Origin of the sequence: Mycolicibacterium duvalii, assembly GCF_010726645.1 — a bacterium.
Classification (GTDB): domain Bacteria; phylum Actinomycetota; class Actinomycetes; order Mycobacteriales; family Mycobacteriaceae; genus Mycobacterium; species Mycobacterium duvalii.
Genome location: NZ_AP022563.1, coordinates 933,017 through 957,761 on the forward strand (window position 1 = coordinate 933,017; position 24,745 = coordinate 957,761).

24 protein-coding genes are annotated in these 24,745 nt (G+C 69.1%); 10 read left to right on the forward strand and 14 right to left on the reverse strand.

What is annotated here, in order from left to right; all coding sequences use genetic code 11:
• Window position 1: 1 nt before the first annotated feature.
• Genes lipA through sucB form a run of 4 tightly spaced genes read right to left on the reverse strand, consistent with a single transcriptional unit; the run spans window position 2 to window position 4,459 of the window.
• Window positions 2–964 carry a lipoyl synthase gene (lipA, locus tag G6N31_RS04210; RefSeq protein WP_098004491.1) on the reverse strand — a complete coding sequence of 321 codons (963 nt, stop codon included), beginning with the start codon at window positions 962–964 and terminating at the stop codon, window positions 2–4.
• Window positions 961–1,665 carry a lipoyl(octanoyl) transferase LipB gene (gene lipB, locus G6N31_RS04215; protein WP_098004490.1) on the reverse strand — a complete coding sequence of 235 codons (705 nt, stop codon included), beginning with the start codon at window positions 1,663–1,665 and terminating at the stop codon, window positions 961–963. The genes lipA and lipB overlap by 4 nt, the downstream gene beginning before the upstream one ends.
• A gap of 16 nt (window positions 1,666–1,681) precedes the next feature.
• The gene (locus G6N31_RS04220) at window positions 1,682–2,593 is read right to left on the reverse strand and encodes a TIGR01777 family oxidoreductase (protein ID WP_098004545.1); all 912 of its coding nucleotides are present in this window, start codon (window positions 2,591–2,593) and stop codon (window positions 1,682–1,684) included.
• 12 nt (window positions 2,594–2,605) lie between these two features.
• Window positions 2,606–4,459 (reverse strand): 2-oxoglutarate dehydrogenase, E2 component, dihydrolipoamide succinyltransferase, encoded by a 1,854-nt coding sequence (gene sucB / locus G6N31_RS04225; protein WP_098004489.1) that lies wholly within the window; start codon window positions 4,457–4,459, stop codon window positions 2,606–2,608.
• 170 nt (window positions 4,460–4,629) lie between these two features.
• Here sucB and G6N31_RS04230 point away from each other — a divergent pair, with 170 nt between their 5' ends.
• Window positions 4,630–4,986, forward strand: coding sequence for an oxidoreductase (locus tag G6N31_RS04230; RefSeq protein ID WP_098004488.1), 357 nt, complete (start codon window positions 4,630–4,632; stop codon window positions 4,984–4,986).
• 25 nt (window positions 4,987–5,011) lie between these two features.
• Here the strand turns inward: G6N31_RS04230 and G6N31_RS04235 are convergent, their stop codons facing one another.
• The gene (locus tag G6N31_RS04235; protein ID WP_098004487.1) at window positions 5,012–6,529 is read right to left on the reverse strand and encodes a leucyl aminopeptidase; all 1,518 of its coding nucleotides are present in this window, start codon (window positions 6,527–6,529) and stop codon (window positions 5,012–5,014) included.
• Window positions 6,530–6,570: 41 nt separating this feature from the next.
• Between G6N31_RS04235 and gcvT the strand changes: the two genes are divergently transcribed.
• Both gcvT and G6N31_RS04245 read left to right on the forward strand, forming a co-directional pair.
• The gene (gene gcvT, locus G6N31_RS04240) at window positions 6,571–7,668 is read left to right on the forward strand and encodes a glycine cleavage system aminomethyltransferase GcvT (protein ID WP_098004486.1); all 1,098 of its coding nucleotides are present in this window, start codon (window positions 6,571–6,573) and stop codon (window positions 7,666–7,668) included.
• A 54-nt stretch (window positions 7,669–7,722) separates the two neighbouring features.
• Window positions 7,723–8,838, forward strand: a complete 1,116-nt coding sequence (locus G6N31_RS04245; protein WP_098004485.1) for a branched-chain amino acid aminotransferase — start codon at window positions 7,723–7,725, stop codon at window positions 8,836–8,838.
• Here the strand turns inward: G6N31_RS04245 and G6N31_RS04250 are convergent.
• The 3 genes from G6N31_RS04250 to G6N31_RS04260 are packed head-to-tail and all read right to left on the reverse strand — an operon-like array spanning window position 8,831 to window position 11,306.
• Window positions 8,831–9,562: an adenosylcobinamide-GDP ribazoletransferase gene (locus G6N31_RS04250; protein WP_098004484.1), complete on the reverse strand. Its 732-nt coding sequence runs from the start codon at window positions 9,560–9,562 to the stop codon at window positions 8,831–8,833. The two genes, G6N31_RS04245 and G6N31_RS04250, sit on opposite strands and share 8 nt — an antisense overlap.
• A 2-nt stretch (window positions 9,563–9,564) precedes the next feature.
• Window positions 9,565–10,608 carry a nicotinate-nucleotide--dimethylbenzimidazole phosphoribosyltransferase gene (cobT, locus tag G6N31_RS04255; protein ID WP_098004544.1) on the reverse strand — a complete coding sequence of 348 codons (1,044 nt, stop codon included), beginning with the start codon at window positions 10,606–10,608 and terminating at the stop codon, window positions 9,565–9,567.
• 8 nt (window positions 10,609–10,616) lie between these two features.
• Entirely contained in the window at window positions 10,617–11,306 is a 690-nt protein-coding gene (locus tag G6N31_RS04260; protein ID WP_098004543.1) for a DUF3043 domain-containing protein, read from the reverse strand.
• 96 nt (window positions 11,307–11,402) lie between these two features.
• Between G6N31_RS04260 and G6N31_RS04265 the strand changes: the two genes are divergently transcribed.
• A complete protein-coding gene (locus tag G6N31_RS04265; protein WP_098004483.1) occupies window positions 11,403–12,467 on the forward strand; it encodes a glycerate kinase family protein in 1,065 nt (354 codons plus the stop codon).
• Between the two features lie 91 nt (window positions 12,468–12,558).
• Entirely contained in the window at window positions 12,559–12,918 is a 360-nt protein-coding gene (locus G6N31_RS04270) for a HesB/IscA family protein (protein ID WP_098004482.1), read from the forward strand.
• A 24-nt stretch (window positions 12,919–12,942) separates the two neighbouring features.
• Here the strand turns inward: G6N31_RS04270 and G6N31_RS04275 are convergent, their stop codons facing one another.
• Window positions 12,943–13,620, reverse strand: a complete 678-nt coding sequence (locus G6N31_RS04275; protein WP_098004481.1) for an Rv0361 family membrane protein — start codon at window positions 13,618–13,620, stop codon at window positions 12,943–12,945.
• A gap of 199 nt (window positions 13,621–13,819) precedes the next feature.
• On the opposite strand from G6N31_RS04275, the gene G6N31_RS04280 reads away from it, so the two are divergent.
• Window positions 13,820–14,794 carry a carbohydrate kinase family protein gene (locus G6N31_RS04280; RefSeq protein WP_098004480.1) on the forward strand — a complete coding sequence of 325 codons (975 nt, stop codon included), beginning with the start codon at window positions 13,820–13,822 and terminating at the stop codon, window positions 14,792–14,794.
• On the opposite strand, the gene asnB is transcribed toward G6N31_RS04280, so the two are convergent.
• Window positions 14,791–16,728 carry an asparagine synthase (glutamine-hydrolyzing) gene (asnB, locus tag G6N31_RS04285; protein WP_098004479.1) on the reverse strand — a complete coding sequence of 646 codons (1,938 nt, stop codon included), beginning with the start codon at window positions 16,726–16,728 and terminating at the stop codon, window positions 14,791–14,793. The two genes, G6N31_RS04280 and asnB, sit on opposite strands and share 4 nt — an antisense overlap.
• A gap of 101 nt (window positions 16,729–16,829) precedes the next feature.
• Between asnB and ctaC the strand changes: the two genes are divergently transcribed.
• From ctaC to G6N31_RS04305, 4 genes are all read left to right on the forward strand, one after another.
• Complete coding sequence (ctaC, locus tag G6N31_RS04290; RefSeq protein WP_420090949.1) at window positions 16,830–17,921, forward strand: aa3-type cytochrome oxidase subunit II; 1,092 nt, start codon at window positions 16,830–16,832, stop codon at window positions 17,919–17,921.
• Window positions 17,922–17,929: 8 nt separating this feature from the next.
• Window positions 17,930–18,349, forward strand: coding sequence for a cytochrome c oxidase subunit 4 (locus G6N31_RS04295; protein ID WP_098004477.1), 420 nt, complete (start codon window positions 17,930–17,932; stop codon window positions 18,347–18,349).
• A 174-nt stretch (window positions 18,350–18,523) separates the two neighbouring features.
• Window positions 18,524–19,387, forward strand: coding sequence for an MmpS family transport accessory protein (locus G6N31_RS04300; RefSeq protein ID WP_163722026.1), 864 nt, complete (start codon window positions 18,524–18,526; stop codon window positions 19,385–19,387).
• Between the two features lie 13 nt (window positions 19,388–19,400).
• On the forward strand, window positions 19,401–20,066 hold the full coding sequence (locus G6N31_RS04305; RefSeq protein ID WP_098006737.1) for a DUF2561 family protein: 666 nt from the start codon (window positions 19,401–19,403) through the stop codon (window positions 20,064–20,066).
• Between the two features lie 239 nt (window positions 20,067–20,305).
• Here G6N31_RS04305 and qcrB read toward each other — a convergent pair whose 3' ends face one another.
• The 4 genes from qcrB to ctaE all read right to left on the reverse strand — a co-directional run bounded on the left by qcrB (window position 20,306) and on the right by ctaE (window position 24,737).
• Window positions 20,306–21,976, reverse strand: coding sequence for a cytochrome bc1 complex cytochrome b subunit (gene qcrB / locus G6N31_RS04310; protein WP_098006735.1), 1,671 nt, complete (start codon window positions 21,974–21,976; stop codon window positions 20,306–20,308).
• Window positions 21,973–23,193, reverse strand: coding sequence for a cytochrome bc1 complex Rieske iron-sulfur subunit (qcrA, locus tag G6N31_RS04315; RefSeq protein ID WP_098006733.1), 1,221 nt, complete (start codon window positions 23,191–23,193; stop codon window positions 21,973–21,975). The genes qcrB and qcrA overlap by 4 nt, the downstream gene beginning before the upstream one ends.
• Window positions 23,190–24,026, reverse strand: coding sequence for a cytochrome bc1 complex diheme cytochrome c subunit (gene qcrC, locus G6N31_RS04320; RefSeq protein WP_098006730.1), 837 nt, complete (start codon window positions 24,024–24,026; stop codon window positions 23,190–23,192). The genes qcrA and qcrC overlap by 4 nt, the downstream gene beginning before the upstream one ends.
• A gap of 99 nt (window positions 24,027–24,125) precedes the next feature.
• Window positions 24,126–24,737 (reverse strand): aa3-type cytochrome oxidase subunit III, encoded by a 612-nt coding sequence (gene ctaE, locus G6N31_RS04325; RefSeq protein ID WP_098006728.1) that lies wholly within the window; start codon window positions 24,735–24,737, stop codon window positions 24,126–24,128.
• Between the last annotated feature and the right edge of the window lie 8 nt (window positions 24,738–24,745).

The window sequence follows — 24,745 nt, forward strand, 5'->3', positions numbered from 1 at the left end:
TTCAGGATACGGAGTGCGATGCGGCAGTCGCGGAGACTCCCGACGGGCGCGACGCCACGGTCTGCGCGTAGAGCTTGCCCGCCCGGTAGGACGAGCGCACCAACGGCCCGGCCAGCACCCCGGCGAATCCGAGTTCGGTGGCGAAATCCTGGTGCTCGACGAACTCGTCCGGGTGCACCCACCGTTCGACGGGATGGTGGCGGGGCGAGGGGCGCAGGTACTGGGTGATGGTCACGATGTCGCAGTTGGCGTCGTGCAGGTCGCGCAGCGCGGCGCGGACCTCCTCGGGTGTCTCACCCATGCCCAGGATCAGGTTGCTCTTGGTGACCAGGCCGTGGTCGCGGGCCATGGTCAGCACCGACAGGCTGCGTTCGTAGCGGAACCCGGGGCGGATCCGTTTGAAGATGCGCGGAACGGTTTCGACGTTGTGCGCCAACACTTCCGGACGTACCGCGAAGACCTGGCCGAGCAGGTCGGGGTCGGCGTTGAAGTCCGGAATCAACAACTCCACACCGGTGTCCGGGTTCAGCGCCTTGATCTGGCGCACCGTCTCGGCGTAGAGCCAGGCGCCGCCGTCGGGCAGGTCGTCGCGGGCCACCCCCGTGACGGTGGAGTAGCGCAGACCCATGGTGTGCACACTCTCGGCCACCCGGCGCGGCTCGTCACGATCGAGTTCGGCGGGCTTGCCGGTGTCGATCTGGCAGAAGTCACAGCGGCGGGTGCACTGTTCGCCGCCGATCAGGAACGTCGCCTCCCGGTCCTCCCAACATTCGAAGATGTTCGGGCAGCCGGCTTCCTCGCATACGGTGTGCAGGCCCTCGCGCCGCACCAGTCCCTTGAGCTCCCGGTACTCCGGGCCCATCGTGGCGCGCGTCTTGATCCACGGCGGTTTGCGCTCGATCGGGGTCTGGGCGTTGCGCACTTCCAGACGCAGCAGCTTGCGGCCGTCGGGAGCGATAGTCACTGGGCCGAGTCTACGCCCGCCCCGGTGGTTGCGCCGATGGCGATCCGGCCGTCCAGCGCGTCGAGTACCGCGTCGGCGACGCGGTCGGTGACCTCGGCGACGGTGACGCGCCGTCCCAGTTCGGCGCTCAGCGACGTCACCCCGGCATCGGTGATGCCGCACGGGACGATCGAGCCGTAGGCCGACAGGTCGCAGTCGCAGTTGAGCGCGAATCCGTGCAGTGTCGTCGCCCGGGCCACCCGGATTCCGATGGCCGCGATCTTTCGCGGCCGCGGCGAGGCACCGGCCACCCAGACGCCGGAGCGGCCGTCGACCCGGCCGGTCGGCACGCCCAGTTCGGCGCAGACGGTGATCAACGCCTCCTCCAGGCGGCGCACGAAGTCGACCACGTCCATCGGTTCGGCCAGGCCGACGATGGGGTAGCCGACCAGCTGCCCGGGGCCGTGCCAGGTGATCTTGCCGCCGCGGTCGGTCTCGACGACGGGGGTGCTCGAGAAAGCCGGGTCCGGCAGCTCCTCGGGCAGGGTGCGCCGCCCCGCGGTGTAGACCGGGGGATGTTCGAGGAGCAGCAGGGTGTCCGGACCGCCGGCGACCCGTTCGGCGGCGACGTCGCGCTGGAGATCCCATGCCCGGCGGTAGTCGACCGTGCCCAGGCGCCGCACCTGCACCTCCGACTCGTGCGAGCGTGCCGAGGAGGTCATGGACACGACGCTACTCTCAGTCGCTGGTGGGGGCGGTGGCGAAGGCCAGTGCTTCGCCGATGGTGTTGTGGTGGAACGTGAACCCGGCGCGCTCCAGCGCTGCGGGGACGGCTCGCTGACCGCCCAGCACGCCCTCGTCGGCGAACTCCCCGAGCGCGGCCCGCAGCGCGAAGCCTGGAACCGTCAACGGGGTCGGCCGTCGTAGCGTGCGTCCGAGCGCGGCGGTGAACTCGGCGTTGGTGACCGGGGCGGGTCCGGTGAAGTTCACCGGACCGGACAGGTCGTCGCGGGCGATCGCGAACAGCAGCGCCCGCACCTGGTCTTCGAGGCTGATCCACGACATGTATTGCCGGCCGTTGCCCAGACGCGCGCCGAGGCCCAGCGCGAACAGCGGTTTGATCCTGCCGAGCAGACCGCCCGAGGGCGCCATCACCAGCCCGGTGCGAGTCAGCACCACCCGCACGCCGTGCTCGGACGCGGCTTTGGTCGCTGCCTCCCAGTCGACGGTCAGCCGGGCCAGGAAGCCGCGGCCGGGGCCTGCGGTCTCGTCGACCGGGGTGGCGCCGGTGTCACCGTAGAAGCCGACAGCGCTGGAGTTGATCAGCACCGGCACCCCGGCGTCGACCACGGCGCGCGACAGCACCTCGGTCGGTCCGATCCGGCTGTCGCGCAGGCTCTGCTTGAACGCTCCCGACCAACGCTTCTGGCCGACGTTGACCCCGCACAGGTTGACCACCGCGTCCACCCCGCGCAGGGCCTCCGCGTCGAACTGACCGGTGTCGGGGTTCCAGAACACCTCGTCGGCGTGGGTCGGCGCCCGCCGAACCAGGCGCAGCACCCGGCGGTCGGTCGCGCGCAGGGCGTAGACCAGCGCCGTACCGATCAGACCTGACGATCCCGCGACCGCGACGACCGAATCCGAGGGCATCGACACGCCGGCCTACAGCCCCAGGTCGGCCTCGAAGGCGCCTTCCTCGAGCCGTCGCTTGACCGTGGTCAGGAACCGTCCGGCGTCGGCGCCGTCGATCAGGCGGTGGTCGTAGGTCAGCGGCAGGTAACACACCGAACGGATTCCGATCGACTCGTTGCCGAACTCGTCGATGATCACCCGCGGACGCTTGACGATCGCCCCGGTGCCCAGCATGGCCGCCTGCGGCGGCACCAGGATCGGGGTGTCGAACAGTGCGCCCTGGCTGCCGATGTTGGTGATGGTGAACGTGCCACCGGCGAGTTCGTCGGGCTTGAGGTTGCCCGTGCGGGCCCGCTCCGCGATGTCGGAGATGGCGCGTGCCAGCCCGCCCAGCGACAGGTCACCGGCGTTGTGGATGACCGGGGACAGCAGGCCCTGCTCGGTGTCGACGGCGATCCCGAGGTGTTCGGCGTCGAAGTAGGTGATCTCCTTGCTGTCCTCGTTGTAGCTGGCGTTGACGTTCGGATGGATCTTCAACGCGTCGATCACCGCGCGGGCGATGAACGGCAGATACGTCAGGTTCACGCCTTCGCGTTCGGCGAACTGCGACTTGGCCTTTGCGCGCAACGCCACGATCTTGGTCATGTCGACCTCGTGGGTCTGCGTCAATTGCGCTGTGCTCTGCAGGGATTCCCGCGTCTTCTTGGCGGTGATCTGGCGGATGCGGTTGGCCTTCTGAGTGGTGCCGCGCAGATGGGCCAGCGCACCGTGCGGGGCCGGCGCGGTGGTGGCCGCCTTGGCCGGGGCCTCCGCGGCCGGCTTGTCGGCGGGAGCCTTGGTGCTCTCCTCTTTGGCGCTGGCCGCGGCGAGCACGTCCTGCTTGCGGATCCGGCCGCCGACCCCGGTGCCCTTGACCGCGCTCAGGTCCACGCCGTGCTCCGAGGCGAGCTTGCGCACGAGCGGGGTGACGTACGGGCCGGAGTCGCCCGGCGACTCGTCGGCAGAGGCCTTGGGTTCGGGCTTCGGCTCCGGTTTCGGTTCGGCCTTGGGTTCGGGCTTGGCTTCCTCGGCGGGCTTGGCCTTGGGTTTGGTCTCCTTGGCCGGCTCTGGCTCTGGCTCCGGTTCTGGTTCCGGCTCTGGCTCTGGCTCCGGTTCTGGTTCTGGTTCCGGCTCGGGCTCGGGCTCTGGCTCCGGTTCGCCGCCGGACTCGCCGTCGGGCTCGCCGATCTTGGCCAGTTCGCCACCGACCTCGACGGTGTCGTCTTCCTCGGCGGTGATCGACAGCAGCGTGCCGGCTACCGGGGACGGGATCTCGGTGTCGACTTTGTCGGTGGACACCTCGACGAGCGGCTCATCGACCTCGACGGTGTCTCCGATGCTCTTGAGCCAGCGGGTGACCGTCCCCTCGGTGACCGACTCGCCGAGCTCGGGCATCAACACCGGCGTCGACGACCCCGAACCGCCACCGGACTTGCCGGACGACTCCGAAGACTTGGACGACTTCTCGGGTTCGGGTTCGGGCTCGCCGGCCTGTTCGTCCTCGTCGGCCTGCTCGTCCTCGCCGCTGTCGTCCTGCGTCGGCTCTGAGCCGCTCTCGTCCTCCGCCTCGTCTGCGCCGCTGTCCCCGGAGTCGCCGTCATTGTCATCGGCATCTCCGATGACCGCCAGCTCGCCGCCGACCTCGACGGTGTCGTCCTCCTGGGCGATGATCTTCTTCAGGACACCGGCTGCGGGGGAAGGGATTTCGGTGTCAACCTTGTCGGTCGACACTTCCAGTAATGGCTCGTCCTCCTCGACCGTGTCTCCCTCCTGCTTGAGCCAGCGGGTGACAGTCCCCTCGGTAACGCTCTCGCCGAGTGCGGGCATCTGAACGGAGATGGCCATATTGGTGTGGCTCCCTTGCACGGTCAGTCGCAGGTATCGAAGTGTCCGTACCCATCCTGTCACGTCTGTCCACACGATTCGCCGCGGACGTTAGTTCTGGCCGCTCTGGCACTATCGAATTGCGGGCGGCCGGTGGTGCACCGGGGCCGGACAGAGAGGAGCGCGCACAAGTGGGACTGTTCGACAAGCTCCGCGGTCGGCGTCGCTCACGCGGGACAGCCTCGGGACCCGACCCGGCGGCCGATCTGCGTTATCTGCAGCGCTGGGTCGCCGAGCACACCGGTGTGGAAGCCTTCGTCGAGCCCAAGACCACCGTCACCGACGTCACCGTGGTGCTGGTCGCCGCCGACGGGGAGTGGACCCGCCGCCGCGCCGGCGGCGACGCCGGAGCACGGCGGTTGTCCAAACAGCTGAAGATCCCGGTGTACGACGTGCAGAAGGTCGGCTACCCGCAGCGGATGCGTGACTACGACGAGCGGCGGCGCATCGAACGCAAGCGCGCCGCCCGCGAAGAACTCGAGCGCTGATCAGCCGTTGGCGGCTTTGGTCCGATCAGCCGTTCACGGCGATATCCTCCAGGGCCGCGAACAGCGTCCGCGTCGGCACCCCGGTGCCGCCCTTGGGGCTGTACCCCCACGGACCGCTCGTGTTGTAGGCCGGACCGGCGATGTCGATGTGGACCCACTGCACGTTCTCGGCGACGAACTCGCGCAGATAGACGCCCGCCACGAGCATGCCCGCGAACCGGGAGCCGCTCACGTTGGCCAGGTCGGCCACCGTCGACTTGAGGTCGTCTTTGAGTTCGTCGGGCAGCGGCATGGCCCAGCCGTTCTCGCCGACGGCCTGCGAGAGCGCTGCGACACGGTCGCGGAACTCGTCGCTGCCCATCACCCCCGGGGTGCGGGCGCCCAGCGCGACGGTCTGCGCACCCGTCAGCGTCGACGTCTCGATCAGATAGTCCGGGTCGTCCTCACAGGCCCGCACGATCGCGTCGGCCAGGATCAGCCGGCCCTCCGCGTCGGTGTTGAGCACCTCGACGGTGGTACCGCCGTACTGCGTCAGCACGTCGCCGGGACGCTGCGCGGTCGACGACGGCATGTTCTCGGCCATCGGCACCGTGGCGATGACGTTGAGCGGTAACTGTCGGCGCGCCGCGAGCACCACGGTGGCGACGACGGCGGCCGCGCCGCCCATGTCGGAGGTCATGTGGTGCATGTTGGCGGCGGGCTTGATGGAGATGCCGCCGGTGTCGAAGGTGATCCCCTTGCCGACCAGCGCGACGGTCTTGGCGTCCTGGCCGGGCGCACCGCGATGGATGAGCCGGACCAGGCGCGGCGGACGTGAGGAGCCCTTGCCCACCCCGACGATGCCGCCGAAGCCCTGCTCGGTCAGCGCCGCCTCGTCGAGGATCTCCACCTCCATCCCTGCTGCTTCGCTCAAAGCCTCTGCGCGACGGGCGAATTCATCGGGATAGAGATGGCTGGGCGGGGTGTTGACGAAGTCGCGGGCGGTGGCCACCGCGCCGGCGATCGCCGCGGCGCGGCCGGCCACGGCGTCCGCGTCGGGCGCAGTGGTCAGCGCGATGATCGCGGCGACCGCAGCGTCCTTGGGCGCGGTCTTGGCGGAGCGGAAATCGCTGAACCGGTAGCCGCCGAGGATCAGCCCCTCGATCGCGGCCGACAGGTCGAGCGCGGTCAGGGTGGTGAGCACCGCCTCGACACCCGACAGCGCACGGGCGGCGACACCGGCCGCGCGGCGCACCGTCTCGGCCGGCACCTCGTCGCGCTGCTTGCCCAGCCCTACGGCCAGCACGCTGTCCACCGGCAGCGACGCTGCGACGACGCGCGTGACCTGTTCGGCACCGCCCTTGGCGCCGAGTGCGGCGAGCGCGCTATCGATCTCGGCGATGCTCTCCGACCCGAGGAGTCCGGAGTCCACCACGGTGGCTGTGCCGTCGTCGTCACCGGCGCTGACGACAGGCACGATCAAGACCGATGACGCGGCCCGTTGCTCGGGTAACGCGCTGGCGACGGTGACGGAAGGGGACTGGTAACCGGCTGCGGTGCTCACGGCCAACCACCCTATCCACTGGCCGACTAGTCTGGTTCGTCGTGACTGACAACCTGTTGGCCGGCCCCCTGGAACAGCGTCACCGCGAGCTCGGCGCGAGCTTCGCCGAGTTCGGCGGCTGGTTGATGCCCGTGTCCTACGCGGGCACCGTGGCCGAGCACACCGCCACCCGCACCACCGTCGGGCTGTTCGACGTCAGCCACCTGGGCAAGGCGCTGGTGAAGGGGCCCAACGCCGCCGAGTTCGTCAACTCCGCGTTCACCAACGACCTGCGTCGCATCGGTCCGGGCAAGGCGCAGTACACGCTGTGCTGCACCGAGTCGGGCGGGGTGATCGACGACCTGATCGCCTACTACGTCTCCGACGACGAGATCTTCCTGGTGCCCAACGCCGCCAACACCGCGGCCGTCGTCGCGGCTCTCCAGCAGCACGCACCCGCGGACATCACCGTCACCGACGAGCACCGCTCGCGTGCGGTGCTGGCGGTGCAGGGACCGCGCTCCACCGATGTCGTGGGCGGGTTGGGGTTGCCCACCGAGATGGATTACATGGGCTATGCCGACGCGACGTTCGACGGCGTCGACGTACGGGTGTGTCGCACCGGCTACACCGGCGAGCACGGCTATGAGCTGCTGCCGTCCTGGGACGACGCCGCCGTGGTGTTCGACGCGCTGGTCGAGCGTGTCACCGCGGCCGACGGCCAACTCGCCGGGCTCGGGGCCCGCGACACCCTGCGCACCGAGATGGGGTATCCGTTGCACGGGCACGAGCTGTCGCGCGACATCTCGCCGCTGCAGGCCCGCTGCGGCTGGGCCGTCGGCTGGAAGAAGGACGCCTTCTGGGGCCGTGACGCGCTGCTGGCGGAGAAGGAGGCCGGAGCACGCCGCACCCTGCGCGGGCTGCGGGCGGTGGGGCGAGGGGTGCTGCGCGCCGGGCTCGACGTCGTCGACGGAGACCGCACCATCGGGACCACGACCTCCGGAACCTTCTCGCCGACACTGAAAGTCGGGATCGCGCTGGCGTTGATCGACACCGGTGCCGACATCGCCGACGGTGCCCGGGTGGCCGTGGACGTGCGCGGTCGCCTGGTCGAATGCGATGTGGTCAAGCCGCCGTTCGTCGACACCAGGACTCGCTGAGCGCTCCGATCGGGGGCCGAAATTCGCTGGCCCCGCGGTTATACAATCGCCCACATGACTGAAGCCCTCGAGTTCACCGTCGATCGCAACGCGAACCCGGCGACTGACGAGGCGCGTGCCGAGATCCTGGCCAATCCCGGGTTCGGCAAGTTCCACACCGACCACATGGTGTCGATCGACTACGTCGAGGGAAGAGGCTGGCACAACGCCCGGGTGATCCCGTACGGCCCCATCGAACTCGACCCGTCGGCGATCGTGCTGCACTACGCGCAGGAGGTGTTCGAGGGGCTGAAGGCCTATCGCTGGGCGGACGGTTCGATCGTGTCGTTCCGTCCGGAGGCCAACGCCGCCCGGCTGCAGGCCTCGTCACGGCGCATCGCCATTCCCGAACTGCCGCAAGACCTGTTCATCGAATCGCTGCGTCAGCTGATCGCCGTCGATGAGCGCTGGGTGCCGCCCGCCGGTGGGGAGGAGTCGCTGTACCTGCGCCCGTTCGTCTTCGCCACCGAACCGGGGCTGGGGGTGCGTCCCGCCCTGGAGTACCGCTACCTGGTGATCGGATCCCCGGCCGGCGCCTACTTCCCGCGCGGCATCAAGCCGGTCAGCGTGTGGCTCTCGCATGAGTACGTGCGTGCCTCCCCGGGTGGCACAGGCGCCGCCAAGTTCGGCGGCAACTACGCCGCCTCGCTGCAGGCGCAGGCCCAGGCCGCCGAGCACGGCTGCGACCAGGTGGTGTGGCTGGATGCCCTCGAGCGCCGCTACGTCGAGGAGATGGGCGGCATGAACCTGTTCTTCGTGTTCGGCAGTGGCGGCACCGCCCGGCTGGTCACCCCCGAGCTGTCCGGGTCACTGCTTCCCGGGATCACGCGAGATTCGTTGCTGCAGTTGGCTACCGACGCAGGGTTCACCGTCGAGGAACGCAAGATCGACGTGGACGAGTGGCAGAAGAAGGCCGCCGCGGGGGAGATCACCGAGGTGTTCGCATGCGGGACCGCCGCGGTCATCACTCCGGTGTCGCTCGTGAAGTACGGCTCCGGAGAGTCGGCCGGCGAGTTCACCATCGCCGACGGCGAGCCCGGCGAGATCACCATGGCGCTGCGTGACACGCTGACCGGCATCCAGCGCGGGACCTTCGCCGACACCCACGGCTGGATGTGCAAGCTCAGCTGATCGCCAGACCGAGGGCGGCCACCGTGGTCGTCACCTCGACAGCGGCGCCCAGCACGTCGCCGGTGATGCCGCCGAACCGGCGCACGCAGTGCGCCACCAGCGCAATACTGGACGCCATCGCGACCACAACGACCAGCGGGCCCTGCCACCACCGGTCCGTGGCGCAGGCCGCCAGCCCGGCGATCAGCGCAACCCACGCGCCGACCACCCACCACGGCTGTGTGCCCGCGGCCATGCGGCCCAGCGAACTGCCCGGCGCCGCCGGAACCGAGCGCCGGCACGCCGCGACCGCGGCCACTCGACCGGCCGCGACCGCCACCAGCACGGCTACCGCGCCGGCCTGGGCGAACGCCAGGCTCTGCACCAGGATCACCGAGCTCACCGCCGCCACCGCGAACGGGCCGGCGGCGCCGTCGCGCATCACCGCCAAGGCTCGTTCGGGACTGCCGTAGCAGCCGAGGGCGTCGGTGGTGTCGGCCAGGCCGTCGAGGTGCAGGCCGCGCGTCGCCAACGCCAGCGTCGCCACGACCAGCGCGCCGCTCAGCGCGCCGCCGGCGCCGAACGCCATCCCGCCCAGCCACCACACCCCCGCGGCCACCGCTCCCAGCGCCAATCCCGCCACCGGCAGCGCCGTCAGCACGCCACGACCGACGTATGCGGTCACCGTCGACGGAGTGGGCAGGACGGTGGCGAACGCGAATGCGCCGACGACAGAGCGGATCACGGTCAGCCCCCGCTGATCCCGGCTTCCTCGAAGGTCGCCATGGACGCCAGCGTGGCGACCGCGGCACGCAGCACCGGCAGCGCGACCAGCGCCCCCGAGCCTTCGCCGAGATGCATGTCCAGTTCCACGATCGGCTGGAGACCGAGATGCTGCAGCGCCACCGCATGGGCGGGCTCGGTCGAACGGTGACCGGCCTGCCACCACTGCTTGGCGCCGGGCGCCAGGCCCTCGGCGGCCAGCGCCGCGGCGGTCACCACCATCCCGTCGAGCAGCAGCGGGGTTCTGCGCACCGCGGCCTGGGCGCAGAACCCGGCCATCGCGGCCAGGTCCGCACCTCCGCAGATCCGCAGCAGTGCAACAGAATCGGCGGACAGGCCGCGGGTCCGGTACAGCGCGTCGCGGACCGCGGCGGTCTTGCGCGCCCAGCCGGCGTCGTCGATGCCGGTGCCCCGACCGACCACGGCGACCGGTTCGGTGTCGGTCAGCGCGGCGATCAGCGTGGTGGCCGGGGTGGTGTTACCGATGCCCATGTCCCCGGCGATCAACAGGTCGGCGCCGGCGTCGACCTCTTCGTCGGCGATCCGTCGCCCTGCCTCGATGGCCTCGACGACTTCGTCCGGACTCAGCGCGTCTTCGACGGCGATGTTGCCGCTCGAGCGACGGATGCGGTGCGCCCCGATCGCCGGCGACAGCGGCTGCGCGGTGTCCACGGCGATGTCGGCGATGCGCACCGTGGCGTCGGCGACGGTCGCCAGCACGTTCACCGCCGCGCCGCCCCCGTCGATGTTGGTCACCATCGCCGCGGTCACCGCGGACGGATACGCCGACACCCCGGCCGTGGCCACCCCATGGTCACCGGCGAAGACGACTACCCGGGCGCGCTCGAATTGTCTGGGCGGACAGAGGCCTTGGCATGCCGCCACCCAGACCGAGAGCTCTTCGAGCCGACCCAGAGCACCGCGCGGCTTGGTCAGCCGGTCCTGCCGGTCTCGAGCGGCGGCGGACGTCTGCGGATCTGGTGCGGCGAGAGCAGGAAAATAGGACACCGGCGCCGTCACGCGACGTGGGCGCCGCGCTCGACGAGCGGGCGCGGGGCGCGCATCCGGCGCAGCTGAGAGGCCCGGCTGGCGGCGTAGAACCCGAGCTTCCACCCGGTCTCGGTGTTGTCCGGGAACTTCTCGTCGACTAGGCGGTTGACCTTGCGGCCGAGCACGAACCCGTCGATGACCATGATCAGCACCAGCACCAGCATCGCCGGCGACAGCAGCTGCTGCACCTGCACCGACGGCACCGCCAGCATGACGAATATCAAGAACAGCGCTGAGGGCATGAACAAGCCGAGCAGATTGCGGCGCGCGTCGACCACGTCGCGGACATAGCGCCGCACCGGCCCCTTGTCCCGGGGGAGCAGGTAGGCCTCCTCGCCGGCCATCATCCGGTCGCGGCGCTCGCTCATCACCGCGCGGCGCTCCTCGCGCTGGACCTTCTTCTCCTCGCGCGACAACTTGGGACCGCGCATCTCCTTGCGGCGCTTGCGCGCCTCGGCGGTGGTCATCGGGGCGGGCGCGACCGGACGCCGGGTGCGCGCGGCTTCGTTGCGCTTCGGCGTCGGACGGCCCTTGGGGGCGGTGGTGGTCCGCCCGGAGCGGGAGGTCTGCGTCGGCTGCGCGTTGTCGTCGGCGCCGGAGGACGCGTCGTCCCCGGGGTCGCCGGCGTCGTCGTTCTTGCGGCCCAGGAGTTTCACGCCTGCCAGATTACTGTCCGCCACCATCGTGCTGAACCCCGCCCGGCGCGCAGGCGTCGGCATGCAGCGGCTGTGATCAGGTCATAGTCTGCCCAGATGAGCCGCTCTGTGCTGATCGCGCCGGACTCCTTCGGCGACAGCCTGACGGCGGTCGCCGCGGCGCGTGCCATTGCCCGCGGCTGGGCGACGGCCCGACCCGATGACCGGCTCATCCTGGCGCCGCAGTCCGACGGCGGTCCCGGCTTCGTCGACGTTCTGGCCGGCCGGCTCGGCACGGTGCGCACCGCTACGGTCAGCGGCCCGCTCGAGCGCGAGGTGACCGCGCAGTGGGTGCTCGAGGACACCGGACCTGCGATCACGGCCTACCTCGAGAGCGCGCAGGCCTGTGGCCTGGCGCTGCTGGACGGACCCCCCACGGTGCGCACTGCGCTGGATGCGCACAGCAGGGCAGTCGGTCAGTTGATCGCCGAGGCGCTCGCCGCCGGCGCCGACCGGATCGTCGTCGGGCTCGGCGGCAGCTGCTGCACAGACGGCGGGCGGGGCATGATCGAGGCGCTCGGCGGCCTGGCCGCGGCCCGCGAACGGATGGCCGGAGTCGAGCTGATCGCGGCCAGTGATGTGGAACACCCTCTGCTCGGGCCGATGGGCGCCGCGGCGGTGTTCGGGCCGCAGAAGGGCGCCGACCCGGACACGGTGGCCATCCTGGAGCAGCGACTGACCCGCTGGGCGGCCGATCTGGACGCCGCGGCCGGCCGGCCGATCAGTGTGCAGCCGGGCGCCGGCGCGGCCGGTGGGCTGGGCGCGGCGCTGCTCGCCCTCGGTGCGCGCCGGGAGTCGGGCGCGGCGGTGATCGCCGCCCACACCGGGCTCGCCGGTGAGATCGCGTCCGCCGACGTCGTGGTCACCGGCGAGGGCAGGTTCGACGACCAGTCCCTGCACGGCAAGGTCGTCAGCGCGCTCGCCGCGGCGGCGCGGGCCCGGAATCTGCCGGTCATCGTGCTCGCCGGGCAGGTGACCCTGGATGCAGCCGCCGCGCGCGCGGCCGGCGTCACCGCCGCCTACTCACTGACCGAGCACGCCGGCTCGGTCCGGCGCGCGATCGACGAGGCGGCCGAGCAGCTCTGCGCGCTGGCCGCACAGGTGGCCACCGGCTGGACATAGATGGGGAATAGCGCCGCAAGCGGGTACGGTTGACCATGTGGAGCCACGGGTAGGAGGGGCTTCACCCACGTACATCCACACAGGAGATTCGATGACTGTTCAGGACGAGTCGGCAGTGCAGGCACAACACGGCGTGATCCTGACGGACGCCGCGGCCGCCAAGGCGAAAGCGCTGCTCGATCAGGAAGGCCGCGACGACCTCGCGCTGCGCATCGCCGTCCAGCCCGGCGGCTGCGCCGGTCTGCGTTACAACCTTTTCTTCGACGACCGCACCCTCGACGGGGACCTCACGGTCGACTTCCACGGCGTCGAACTGACCGTCGACCGGATGAGCGCCCCGTACGTGCAGGGCGCCACCATCGACTTCGTCGACACGATCGAGAAGCAGGGTTTCACCATCGACAACCCCAACGCCACCGGCTCGTGCGCCTGCGGCGACTCGTTCAACTGACGATGAGCAACCCGTGACGGCCGGTCAGTACTGACCGGCCGTTCGCGGTAGGTACGAACAGACCAGCACCTGGCCGTCGATCGCAAGCACCTGCGCGACGGCCTGCTCGTCGACCTCCCTGGACTGATTTCGTGACGACGCCGTCTTCGGCGTCACCCGCATGGTGAACAACACCTGCGCCTGGGTCGGCGACGATTGCACCATCTTGTCGACCGACGTGACCTGCGCAGAGCTGTACTGCTTGCGGAACGCATCGCTGGACAGGCTCGCCAGCGCCAGGTCCGAGCGCTTCTCGGTGACCGCGTCGAACAAACCGCACAACGTGTGGCGCGCCACCGTCTCCGCGTCGCCGTTGCTCAACGCGTCGAGGTAGTTCTGCACGGCCTCCTGCGCGGAGGCCTCGGTCAGCGGAGCACCGGCTTTTTGCTCGTCACCGCCGCCGGCGAGCACCACCGCGGTCACCCCGCCGGCCAGCGCGATGACGACCGCCGCCGCCACTGCGGCGATCAGCCCGTTGCGTCGCTTCGGCGGATACGGCACCGGCGGCGGCAGCGCGCCCGGGTAGCCGGCGTCGAAACCGCCTGGATACGGCTGGGTCCCCGCGGGGAACTGCGCCTGCTGGTAGGGCTGCGGATACGACTGCGGATAGTTCTGCGGGCCCGCTGGTCCAGCGCCGTATGGGGGCGGGTAGGGACCAGTCATACATGTACTCCCGAGGGGTTGCAGGATTGCGCACGGCCGGATGCCGGACTCAGTTGCGCCGTGCAGGGCACTCCTAGGCAGGTTAGCGCAACCGGCAGCAGCGCTCCGGCTGCGCGAGTCTCCGGCCCCGGGGCGAGACGAGCCCCGGTCCGGGGGCGACACTAAGGTGAACCACAACAGACATGAAGGGTGGGCCTGCGTGACCATTGCGGTGACCGGATCGATTGCAACTGACCATTTGATGCGCTTCCCGGGGCGGTTCTCCGAGCAACTGCTTCCCGACCACCTGCAGAAGGTGTCGCTGAGCTTCTTGGTCGACGACCTGGTGCTGCACCGCGGCGGCGTTGCCGGCAACATGGCCTACGCGATGGGCGTGCTCGGCAGCAACCCGGTCCTGGTCGGGGCGGTCGGGTCGGATTTCGACGACTACCGCTCGTGGCTGACCTCGCACGGGGTGAACTGCGACCACGTGCTCGTTTCGGACAGCGCCTACACCGCCCGCTTCGTGTGCACGACCGACGTGAACATGGCCCAGATCGCCTCCTTCTATCCGGGCGCCATGTCCGAGGCGCGCAACATCAAGCTCGCCGACCTGGTCCAGGGATCGGACGCGCCGGACCTGGTCATCATCGGCGCCAACGATCCGGAGGCGATGTTCCGGCACACCGAGGAGTGCCGCGCACTGGGGTTGGCTTTCGCCGCCGATCCCAGCCAGCAGTTGGCCCGGCTGTCCGGTGAGGAGATCCGGCGCCTGATCGACGGGGCGAGCTACCTGTTCACCAACGACTACGAGTGGGACCTGCTGCTGCAGAAGTCCGGCTGGTCGGAGGCCGAGGTGATGGGCCAGATCGAGTTGCGCGTGACGACCCTGGGGGAGAAGGGCGTCGACCTGGTCGGACGGGACGGCACGTTCGTCCACGTCGACGTGGTTCCCGAGACGCACAAGGAGGACCCGACCGGGATCGGCGACGCGTTCCGCGCCGGCTTCCTGACCGGACGCGACGCCGGACTGTCCCTGGAGCGGGCCGCACAGCTGGCGTCGCTGGTGGCCACGCTGGTGCTCGAGGCGCCCGGGCCGCAGGAGTGGTCGTGGGACAAGACCTCAGCGGTGCAGCGGCTCAGCGATGCCTACGGCGAGCAGGCGGGCCAGGAGATCGCCGAGGCCCTCGGCTAAAGCTGCACCGGGTAGGTGGGTTCCTGAATCGCCGGCCGCACGCTCTGGTCGACGAAGATGGCGTACCACAGCATGAAAATCAGCACGGTCCACAGCCGGCGGCTGTGATCGGTGGTGCCGGTCCGGTGCTCGTCGAGCATCGACCGGACCGCGGCCAGATCCACGTAGTCGCCGGCGCCGGAGGTGGCCACCGTCGCGTACGCCCAGTCAAGCAGTTCGCCGGCGCGCAGCCAATGCCGGATCGGCACCGGGAAGCCGAGTTTCGGCCGGTGCAGGACGTGGGCGGGCACGATCGGTTCCAGCGCGCGGCGCAGCGCGTACTTGGTCGTCGACCGGGTGATCTTCTGCTCGTAGGGCAGGCGGGACGCGACCGCGAACACCTCGGGGTCCAGGAACGGGACCCGCAGCTCCAGTGAGTTGGCCATCGTCATCTTGTCGGCCTTGACCAGGATGTCGCCGCGCAGCCAGGTGAACAGGTCGACGTGCTGCATCCGCGCCACCGGGTCCCAGCCCTGCGAGCGCTCGTACACCGGAGCGGTGACGTCGGTGTGGGTCCAGTCGGGCCGGAACCGGCGCAGCACGGCGCGCAACTGGGCGTCGGAGAAGCTGCGGGCGTTGCCGTAGTAGCGCTCTTCGAGGGTCAGCGAACCGCGGTGCAGCAGGCTCTTGCCGCGCATACCTTCCGGCAGCGGAACCGCCATCTTGCCGACGGACCTGCGCAGGCCGCGCGGCAGGTAGTCGAAAGGCTTGAGCGACAACGGTTCCCGATAGATGGTGTAGCCGCCGAACAGCTCATCGGCGCCCTCGCCCGACAACACCACCTTGACGTGCTTGCGGGCCTCGCGGGCGATGAAGAACAGCGGGACCAGCGCCGGGTCGGCGACCGGCTCGTCGAGGTACCAGACGATCTCGGGCAGCGCGTCGACGAACTCGGCCTGACTGACCACTTTGGTGACGTGGCGCGCGCCGATGGCTTGGGCCGAGGCCACCGCCACGTCGACCTCGGAGAAGCCTTCGCGTTCGAACCCCGTCGTGAACGTGATCAGCCGCGGATTGTGGCGCATCGCCAGCGCCGCGATCGCGGTCGAATCGATGCCGCCGGACAAGAACGCCCCGACCGTGACGTCGGCGCGCATGTGCTTGGCCACCGAGTCCTCCAGCACCGCGGTGATCTCGTCGTAGCGCTGCTGGTGTTCGGAGCCTGCCGCGGGGAAGGGCACCGCATCGAAGGTGGGCGTGAAGTACCGGGTGACCTGCGGCTGCTCGCCAGGTCGGATGCGCGCGTAACTGCCCGATTCGAGTCGCCGGATGCCGCGGTGCAGGGTCTCCGGCTCGGGGACGTACTGCAGCACCGTGTAGTGCTGCACGGCGCGCTCATCGAGCGTCAGGTCGATGCCCAGCGGCTCGGCGACCTCGAGCAGGCATTTCTTCTCGCTGCCAGCTACCGTGCCGCCGCGGCCGGTGGCCAGATACAGCGGTTTGATGCCGAACGGATCGCGGGCGCACAGCAGTTCCTGTTCGGCGCTGTCCCACAGCGCGAACGCGAACATGCCGCGCAGCCGAGTCAGCGCGTCGGTACCCCAATGGTGGTAGGCGGCCAGGATGGTCTCGCCGTCGCCGTCGGTGTGGAACTCGGCGCCGAACTCGGCGTGCAGCGCCTCACGGAGCTCCAGATAGTTGTAGATCTCGCCGTTGAAGACCAGCGCGTAGCGCTGCGGCGACTCGGGCGGTCCCCACCGCAGGGGCTGATGACTGTGCGCGATGTCGATGATCGAGAGCCGGTTGAAACCCAGCACCACCCGGTCGTCATGCCAGGTGCCCGGCTCGTCGGGGCCGCGGTGGCGCATCATCGTGGTGGCGCCGGAGACGGTGTCGACGACCTCCGGAGACACCTCGGTCGCAGGGTCGGTCACCAACGCCAGCAGTCCGCACACCGCGCCAGTATGGCTGATCGGCCGGGCGCGTCCGGCGCCGCACGGCGGCAGAGGCACGGTCGCTTGGGTTCGCTGGAAGCGGGTGGTCTACGCTGCGTAGTATTCAGTGCAGCCGTCGACCGCACGGCGGTCCAACGAACTCGGTAGGAGGCGCCAACGTGTCCGCTCGCGGCCTTAAGTTGGTGGCATTGTCCCTGCTCCTGGGAGGGACGGCGGTCCTGCTCAGCGGCTGCAGTTGGTCGGAGGTTCTCGGCCTTGGGTGGCCCAAGGGCATCACGCCGGAAGCCCACCTGAACCGGGAGCTCTGGATCGGCTCGCTGATCGCCGCGCTCGTCGTCGGCGCCATCGTCTACATTCTGCTGTTCTGGACCAGCCTGTTCCACCGTAAGAAGAAGGGCGACACCGAGTTGCCCCGGCAGTTCGGCTACAACATGCCGCTGGAGCTGGCGCTGACGGTGACACCCTTCCTGATCATCTCGGTGTTGTTCTACTTCACCGTGGTGGTGCAGGAGCGGATGCTGAACAAGGAGCCCAATCCCGAGGTCGTCATCGATGTCACCGCGTTCCAGTGGAACTGGAAGTTCGGTTACCAGTCGGTGAACTTCGCCGACGGCACACTGAGCTACGACGGCGCTGACAACGAGCGCAAGCAGGCCGTGTTGTCCAAGCCGGAGGGCACCGACAGTCACGGCGAAGAGCGGGTCGGCGCGATCGCCGGTCTGAACCCCGAAGACCGCAGCTACCTCAACTACAACGAGGTCGAGACGCTCGGTTCGTCGAACGAGATCCCGGTGCTGGTGCTGCCCTCCGGCAAGCGGATCGAGTTCCAGATCGCCTCGGCCGACGTGATCCACTCGTTCTGGGTGCCGGAGTTCCTGTTCAAGCGCGACGTCAACCCGAACCCCGAGCAGAACAACTCGGACAACGTGTTCCAGATCAGTGAGATCACCGAGACCGGTGCGTTCGTCGGCCGCTGCGCTGAGATGTGCGGCACCTACCACTCGATGATGAACTTCGAGGTCCGGGTCGTCGAGCCCAACGACTTCAAGGCTTATCTCGATCAGCGCCGCGCCGGACGGTCCAACGCCGAGGCGCTGGAGGCCATCAACCAGTCTCCGGTCGCGGTGACCACCCGGCCGTTCGACACGCGGCGCGGTGAAGGTGCCCCCGAGGTTCAGCAGGCGAGCAGGTAGGACGGCAGATGCATATCGAAGCCAGGTTGTTCGAGTTCCTGACGGCGTTCTTCGCGCTGTCCGCCATCGTCTACGGCGGTCTGACGGCGGTTTTCGCCAATGGTGGCGTGGAGTGGGCGGGCACCACCGCGCTGGTGCTGACGACCGGTCTGACGCTGATCACCGGGACGTTCTTCCGCTTCGTGGCGCGTCGTCTCGACACCCGTCCCGAGGACTATGAGGACGCCGAGATCGCCGACGGCGCCGGGGAACTGGGCTTCTTCCCGCCGCACAGCTGGTGGCCGATCCTGATCTCCTTGTCCGCGTCGGCCACCGCGGTGGGCATGGCGTTCTGGCTGCCCTGGCTGATCATCGCCGGTGTGTGCTTCGTGCTGGCCTCGGTGGCCGGGCTGGTCTTCGAGTACCACATCGGACCCGAGAAGCACTGAGTCTCGGCGTGGCTGTCCGCGTCGCCGGCAAGGTCACAATCAGGGCATGAGTTGGCCCGCGACATGCGCGCAGCGTCTCGGTCTCGTCCTCCCGTTGGGTAGTGTTGCCGGGGCACCGTGGGCCGTTGACGGCACCACCGGAGCCGGACAGCCAGGCGAGAAGGACATGCGTAGATGAGCGGGCCGAATCCCCCGGGACGGGACTCAGGCGGCGCGGATCTCCCAGGTGAGGAGCCGGGTCAGCCCTCTTCGAGCGATCCCACGGCAGACGCCGGCGCGGGCGGGGCCGAGGAGTATCCGCGGGCGTACTCGGCGCCCGAGTCCGAGCAGTTCGTCAGCGCACCGTACGTGGCCGCCGACCCTGGACTCTACGACTACGACAGCTATGACTCGGCGGCTGAGACCGGGGAACCGCAGGAACCACCGCGCTGGCCCTGGGTGGTCGGCGTGATGGCGATCGTGGCTGCGGTGGCCCTGGTCGTGTCGGTGTCGGTTTTGGTGACTCGCACCGAGACCGACAACCTGGCCACGCCGGAGCCGACCACCACGTCGCTGCCACCGGTGCAGGACGAGTTCACCACGACGACACCGCCCCCGCCGCCTCCGCCGCCCCCGACGACCGAAGCCCCGCCACCGCCACCGCCGCCGGAGACGGTCACCGTCACCGAACCTCCTCCGCCGCCGCCTCCGGCCACCGCGGAAGAACCGCCGCCCCCGCCCGCGACGAGTGAGCCGCCCCCGCCCCCGCCCACCACGACGCGCGCCGCCCCACGTCAGGTGACGTACTCGGTGACCGGAACCAAAGCCCCCGGTGACATCATCACCGTCACCTACATCGACGCGTCGGGGCGCAGCAGGACCCAACGCAACGTCTACATCCCGTGGTCACTGACCGTGACGCCGATCTCGCAGTCCGAGGTCGGTTCGGTGCAGGCCTCCAGTCTCTTCCTGGTGAGCAAATTGAACTGCTCGATCACCACGAGCGACGGCCAGGTGCTGTCCTCGAACACCAACAACGCCGCCCAGACGAGCTGCTAGCGAGCCACTGCCGATGACAGATTTGACGAGGTCCGCCCACGGGTCGCGGCCCACCTTCGACCCGTTCGCCCTCGAGCGCAACGACCGGCTGCTGCTGGCCGGCTGCGCGGTGGCGTGGCTGGCCGCGCTGGGCGCCGGCGTGGCCGCGATCGTCGCGCTGATCGACCTCGGACGCTCCCACGCCGACTCCAGCGGCGGCTCGGGCACCCCCTGGGTCCTGTATGTGGTCATCGCCGTGTCGGCGGCGGTGATCATCGCCGCGGTGCCGCTGCTGCTGCGGGCGCGCCGCGCCGGCGAGCATGATCCGCGTCCGGAGGCGCCGCAACCGGTTGCCGAACCGGTCAGCGGGCCTGCGCAGGGAGCCGATGCGGCTACCGAGAAGCTGCGCGTCGCCCCAGCCGCCGCCGCGCCGGCGAGGGAACCGGTCGCGTCGCGGGAGCCGGCGGCTGACCGAGCTGCGTCACCGTTGATCGATCAGGTCTGGTTCCGGTGTGCCACCTCGCTGGTCGGCGTGATGGGTATCGCCGTTCTGCTGGTCGGGGTGTCGACGTATCTGATGGCGGTCGGCAACGACGCGGTGGCGTGGGTGCTGTACGGCTTCGCCGGTGTTGTCACCGTCGCGATGGCGGCCATTCCGTGGTACTTCCTGCGCGAGCTCGGCACCGCCCTCGATTCCTGATATCCCTACTTCTGGCCCCGCTCGGCGCGCCGGGTGTGCGCTGGTGGCGGTGGGTCGGCTGGTTTTCCGCCCGGTGTGCAAGTTCGGCGACGCGCCCGCCCCGGCCGCACGCTCGCGACAGGGCGATCTCGCGCGACGGACTCGTCGTTGATGGGGGAGGGGAGACCCCGCCGAAAAGCTGATCCGCCCCGGCCTGGCGGCCGAGACGGATCAGCTTGTCGGGTCTTGCAATCCGGGCGTCAGTGATGCCCGTTGCTGGAGCCGTTGCCGCTCGAACCGTTGCCGTTGCTCGAGCCGTTGCGCTCCTGCACCTCGCGCAGCGCGGTGAGCGCCTTGCGCTCGGAGGCGTGTGCAGCCTCGGTGAGCGATTCGTGCTCAGAGAGCGGATCGCCCCGGAGGAAGCTGCCGGTGCCGGGTGCACCGCTGGAGCCCAGCTTGTTCATGCGCTTCGGCAGAGCCGCGCCCTGGTAGTCCAGCGGAATCGCATGGCCATGCGAGTCGACCGGTCCGAGCGGCTGATGCAGCTCGACGTACGCCCCGTGCGGCAGCCGCTTGATGATGCCGGTCTCGATACCGTGCTCGAGCACCTCGCGGTCACTGCGCTGCAGACCGACCGCCCACCGGTAGGCGACGAAGTACACGATCGCAGGCAACACGACCATGCCGACGCGGCCGATCCACGTGGTTGCGTTCAACGAGATGTCGAACTTCAGCGCGATGATGTCGTTCATGCACGCGAAGGTCAGCAGGATGTAGAACGAGATCGCAGCGGCCCCGACGGCGGTGCGCGTCGGTGCGTCCCGCGGACGCTGCAGCAGATTGTGGTGTGCGTCGTCGCCGGAGAGCTTCTTCTCCAGGAACGGGTAGGCGATCAGCAGGCCGAAGATCAGCCCCATCCCGACCGCGACCCACACGCCCTGGGGAATGGTGTGGCCGAACGGGTAGAACTCCCAGGCCGGCCAGAGCCGGATCAACCCGTCGGTCCACATCATGTAGAAGTCGGGCTGACTTCCTGCCGACACTTGGGACGGGCTGTAGGGCCCCAGGTTCCAGACCGGGTTGATCTGGAGCAGACCACCCATCAGGCCCAGGATGCCGACGGTGACCGCGAAGAACGCACCGGACTTGACGGCGAACACGGGCATCACCCGCACGCCGACCACGTTGGTCTCGGTCCGTCCGGGACCGGGGAACTGGGTGTGCTTCTGGAACCACACCAGTGCCAGGTGCACACCGATCAGAGCCAGGATGATCCCCGGGATCACCAGGATGTGCAGCGCGTACAGCCGGGGGATGATGATGTCCCCGGGGAAGTCGCCGCTGAACAACGCCCAGTGCATCCAGGTGCCGACCACTGGGATACCGATTGTGATCCCCGAGAACGCGGCGCGCAGGCCGGTGCCCGACAGCAGGTCGTCGGGCAGCGAGTAGCCGAAGAAACCCTCGAACATCGCCAGGATGAGCAACAGTGAGCCGATCACCCAGTTGGCCTCGCGCGGGCGGCGGAACGCGCCGGTGAAGAAGATGCGGGCCAGGTGCACCATGATCGAGGCCGCGAACAGCAGTGCCGCCCAGTGGTGGACCTGGCGCACGAACAGACCGCCACGCACCTCGAAGCTGATGTCCAGCGTGGTCTCGTAGGCTCGCGACATGCCGACCCCGCGCAGGGGCTGGTACACGCCGTCATAGGTGACGTGCGCCATCGACGGGTCGAAGAACAGGGTCAGGTACACGCCCGTGATGAGCAGTACGAGGAAGCTGTACATCGCGATCTCGCCGAGCAGGAACGACCAGTGCGTCGGGAAGACCTTGTTGAGCTGCCGACGCACGGCCGCCGAGGGGTGGTACCGCGAGTCGATCGCGTCACCCTGCTTGGCCGCGATCTCGGCTGCGTCTAGACGTGGGCTCATGACTTCCGCTCCCAGAATGCCGGTCCGACGGGTTCGATGAAGTCGCCGTTGGCGACCAGATAGCCGTCCTGGTCGATCGTGATCGGCAGTTGCGCCAGCGCGCGGGCCGCTGGGCCGAAGATCGGCTTGGCGAACTGCAGCGCATCGAACTGCGACTGATGGCACGGGCACAGGATGCGGTAGGTCTGCTGCTCATAGAGCGACGACGGGCAACCCAGGTGCGAGCAGACCTTGGTGTAGGCGAACAACTCGCCGAAGTTGAAGCTCTCCTGGCCGCGGCGCTTGACCACCCGTGACATGTCGCCCGGCTTGATACGGATCAACATCACCGGGTTGCGTACACCCATCGAGATCTCGAAAAGCTTGTGCTCGGACTCGACGGTGGTGCCGTCACCGTCGGACTCCCGCCACGGGAAAACCGTCTCCATGCCGCCGGCGTCGATGTCCTCCGGCCGCATCTTGATGTAGGGCGAGTTGCCGGGCCGTCCGGTGGCGCGAGCCAGATAGATCGTCTCGCCCTCGAACCGCGGGGTCCATCCCGACGTCCACAGCACCGCTTTCATCCCGTCGGCGGTGGGCACCACGGGTTTCCAGGGGTTCTTGATCAAGCCGCCGATGAACGCCACCAGGGTTCCGACGCCGAACGCACCGAAGCCGATGCCCAGCGACAGCCCGATCATCTTGCGGCGCTTGAGTGTCGAGCCCTCAAGCGCGTCGCCCAGGTTGGCCGCGACGGTCTTGCGATGCAGCTCGGGGGAGCGGCCGTCGTGGCGCTCCTGAACCGAGATCTCCTCGGGGATGAACTTCTTCTGGTACAGCACCGCGCCGATGCCGATCGCCAGGATCGACAGCCCGAACGTCAGACCGTACAGCGGGGTGGTCAGGGAGTAGATGAACTCGCCTTCCGAGCCGACCGGTTGGTACTCCCACGGCCAGAACAGGAAGATCAGCAGCAATGCCAAACCGGAGAACCCGGCCAGCAGCAGCCAATAGGCAACGGTGCGCTCGGCCCGCTTCTCGGCCTTGGTCCCCGGGACCGGCCAGCGCGGCTCCTTGTAGATGACCTCGACGCCGTCGAGTCTGCCGCCGAGTTCGACCAACTCCTCGCGCGACATCCGGGCCAGTTCGGCCTCGGTGGGTTGGCCCGGCTCGCCGGTCTGACCGGGCGTGTCGGTGCCCTTCACTTCGTCGTCGCGGTTGTCAGGTCCATCACTCATGCCCGTGCTCCGATCCACAACGCGGCGCCGATGACGGCGACCATGCCGACGATCCAAGCCACCATGCCTTCCGACGTGGGGCCGAAGCCGCCCAGGCCCAGGCCGCCGGGGGTCTTACCCTCCGCGGAATCCCGCACGTAGGCGACGATGTCGCGCTTCTCTTCCGGGGTCAGCTGGCGGTCGGAGAACTTCGGCATGTTCTGCGGCCCGGTCAGCATCGCGGTGTAAATCTGGGCCTCGTTCGCGTTGCCGAGGTCGGGGGCGTACTTGCCCGACGACAGCGCGCCACCCTTGCCGGTGAAGTTGTGGCAGGACGCGCAGTTCAACCGGAACAGGTCGCCGCCCCGGGCGAGGTTGTCGCCACGCAGCGAGTGCATGGCGATCTCACCGTTCTCCTCGCGCGGCACGATGGGACCACCGCCGTTGGCCTGGACGTAGGCGCCGAGCGCGTCGATCTGTGCTTCGTCGAACAGCGGGTCCTTGGCGGGTGCCTGCGCTTCGTTACGCATCGCCGGCATGCGGCCCGTCGACACCTGGAAGTACACCGCGGCCTCGCCGACCCCGATCAGGCTCGGGCCGCGATCGGCCACGCCCTGCAGGTTGACGCCGTGACAGGTGACGCACGACAACTCGTAGAGTTCCTGACCGGTGCGCAGCAACGCCGAGTCCGCCTCGTCGGCGACGGCCACCTGCGGCGCCGGCGTCAGCGTGGCGGCCAGCCCTCCGGCGAACGTCAAGCCCACGGCGAGCAGTAGCGCTGCCGACAACCGCCGGCGCAGCCGACGGCGTTTCACGGTCGCCGGCCCACCGGCTCCAGGCGCCTTGTTAGGCATCGAACCCCTTCTCTATCCGCTTGTTTCGAGAGGCTTGCGTCGGCGAGCCGATCATCGGACGCATCGGCGAGCCGATCATCTTGCACATCGGCGAGCCGATCATCTTACGAAGTAGATGACGGCGAACAGCGCGATCCACACGATGTCGACGAAGTGCCAGTAGTACGACACCACGATCGCGGCCGTGGCCTGCGCCGGGGTGAACTTGCTCATCCGGGTCCGCAGGAGCAGGAACACGAACGCCACCAGACCGCCGATCACGTGCAGGCCGTGGAATCCGGTCGCGAGGTAGAAGACGGTGCCGTAGGCGCTGCCCGCGATGGTGGTGCCCTCTTCCACCAGGTGCAGGTACTCGTAGCCCTGGCCGAGCACGAAGAAGGTGCCCATCGCGAGGGTGAGGGCATACCAGCGGCGCAGGCCGAACACGTCGCCGCGTTCGGCGGCGAACACGCCCATCTGGCAGGTGAAAGACGATGCGATCAGCACCAGCGTCACCGGTACGGCCAGGGCGAGGTTCAACTCGGTCGGCGGCGGGGGCCATTCGCCCCCGGCCTGTGCACGCGCGGTGAAGTACATCGCGAACAGCCCAGCAAAGAACATCAGTTCACTGGAAAGCCAGACGATCGTGCCGACACTGACCATGTTCGGTCGGTTCAGCGAATGTACGCGCGACGTGATGGCGGTTCCCGAAGTACCTACAGCGCTCGTCACAGGTGCAA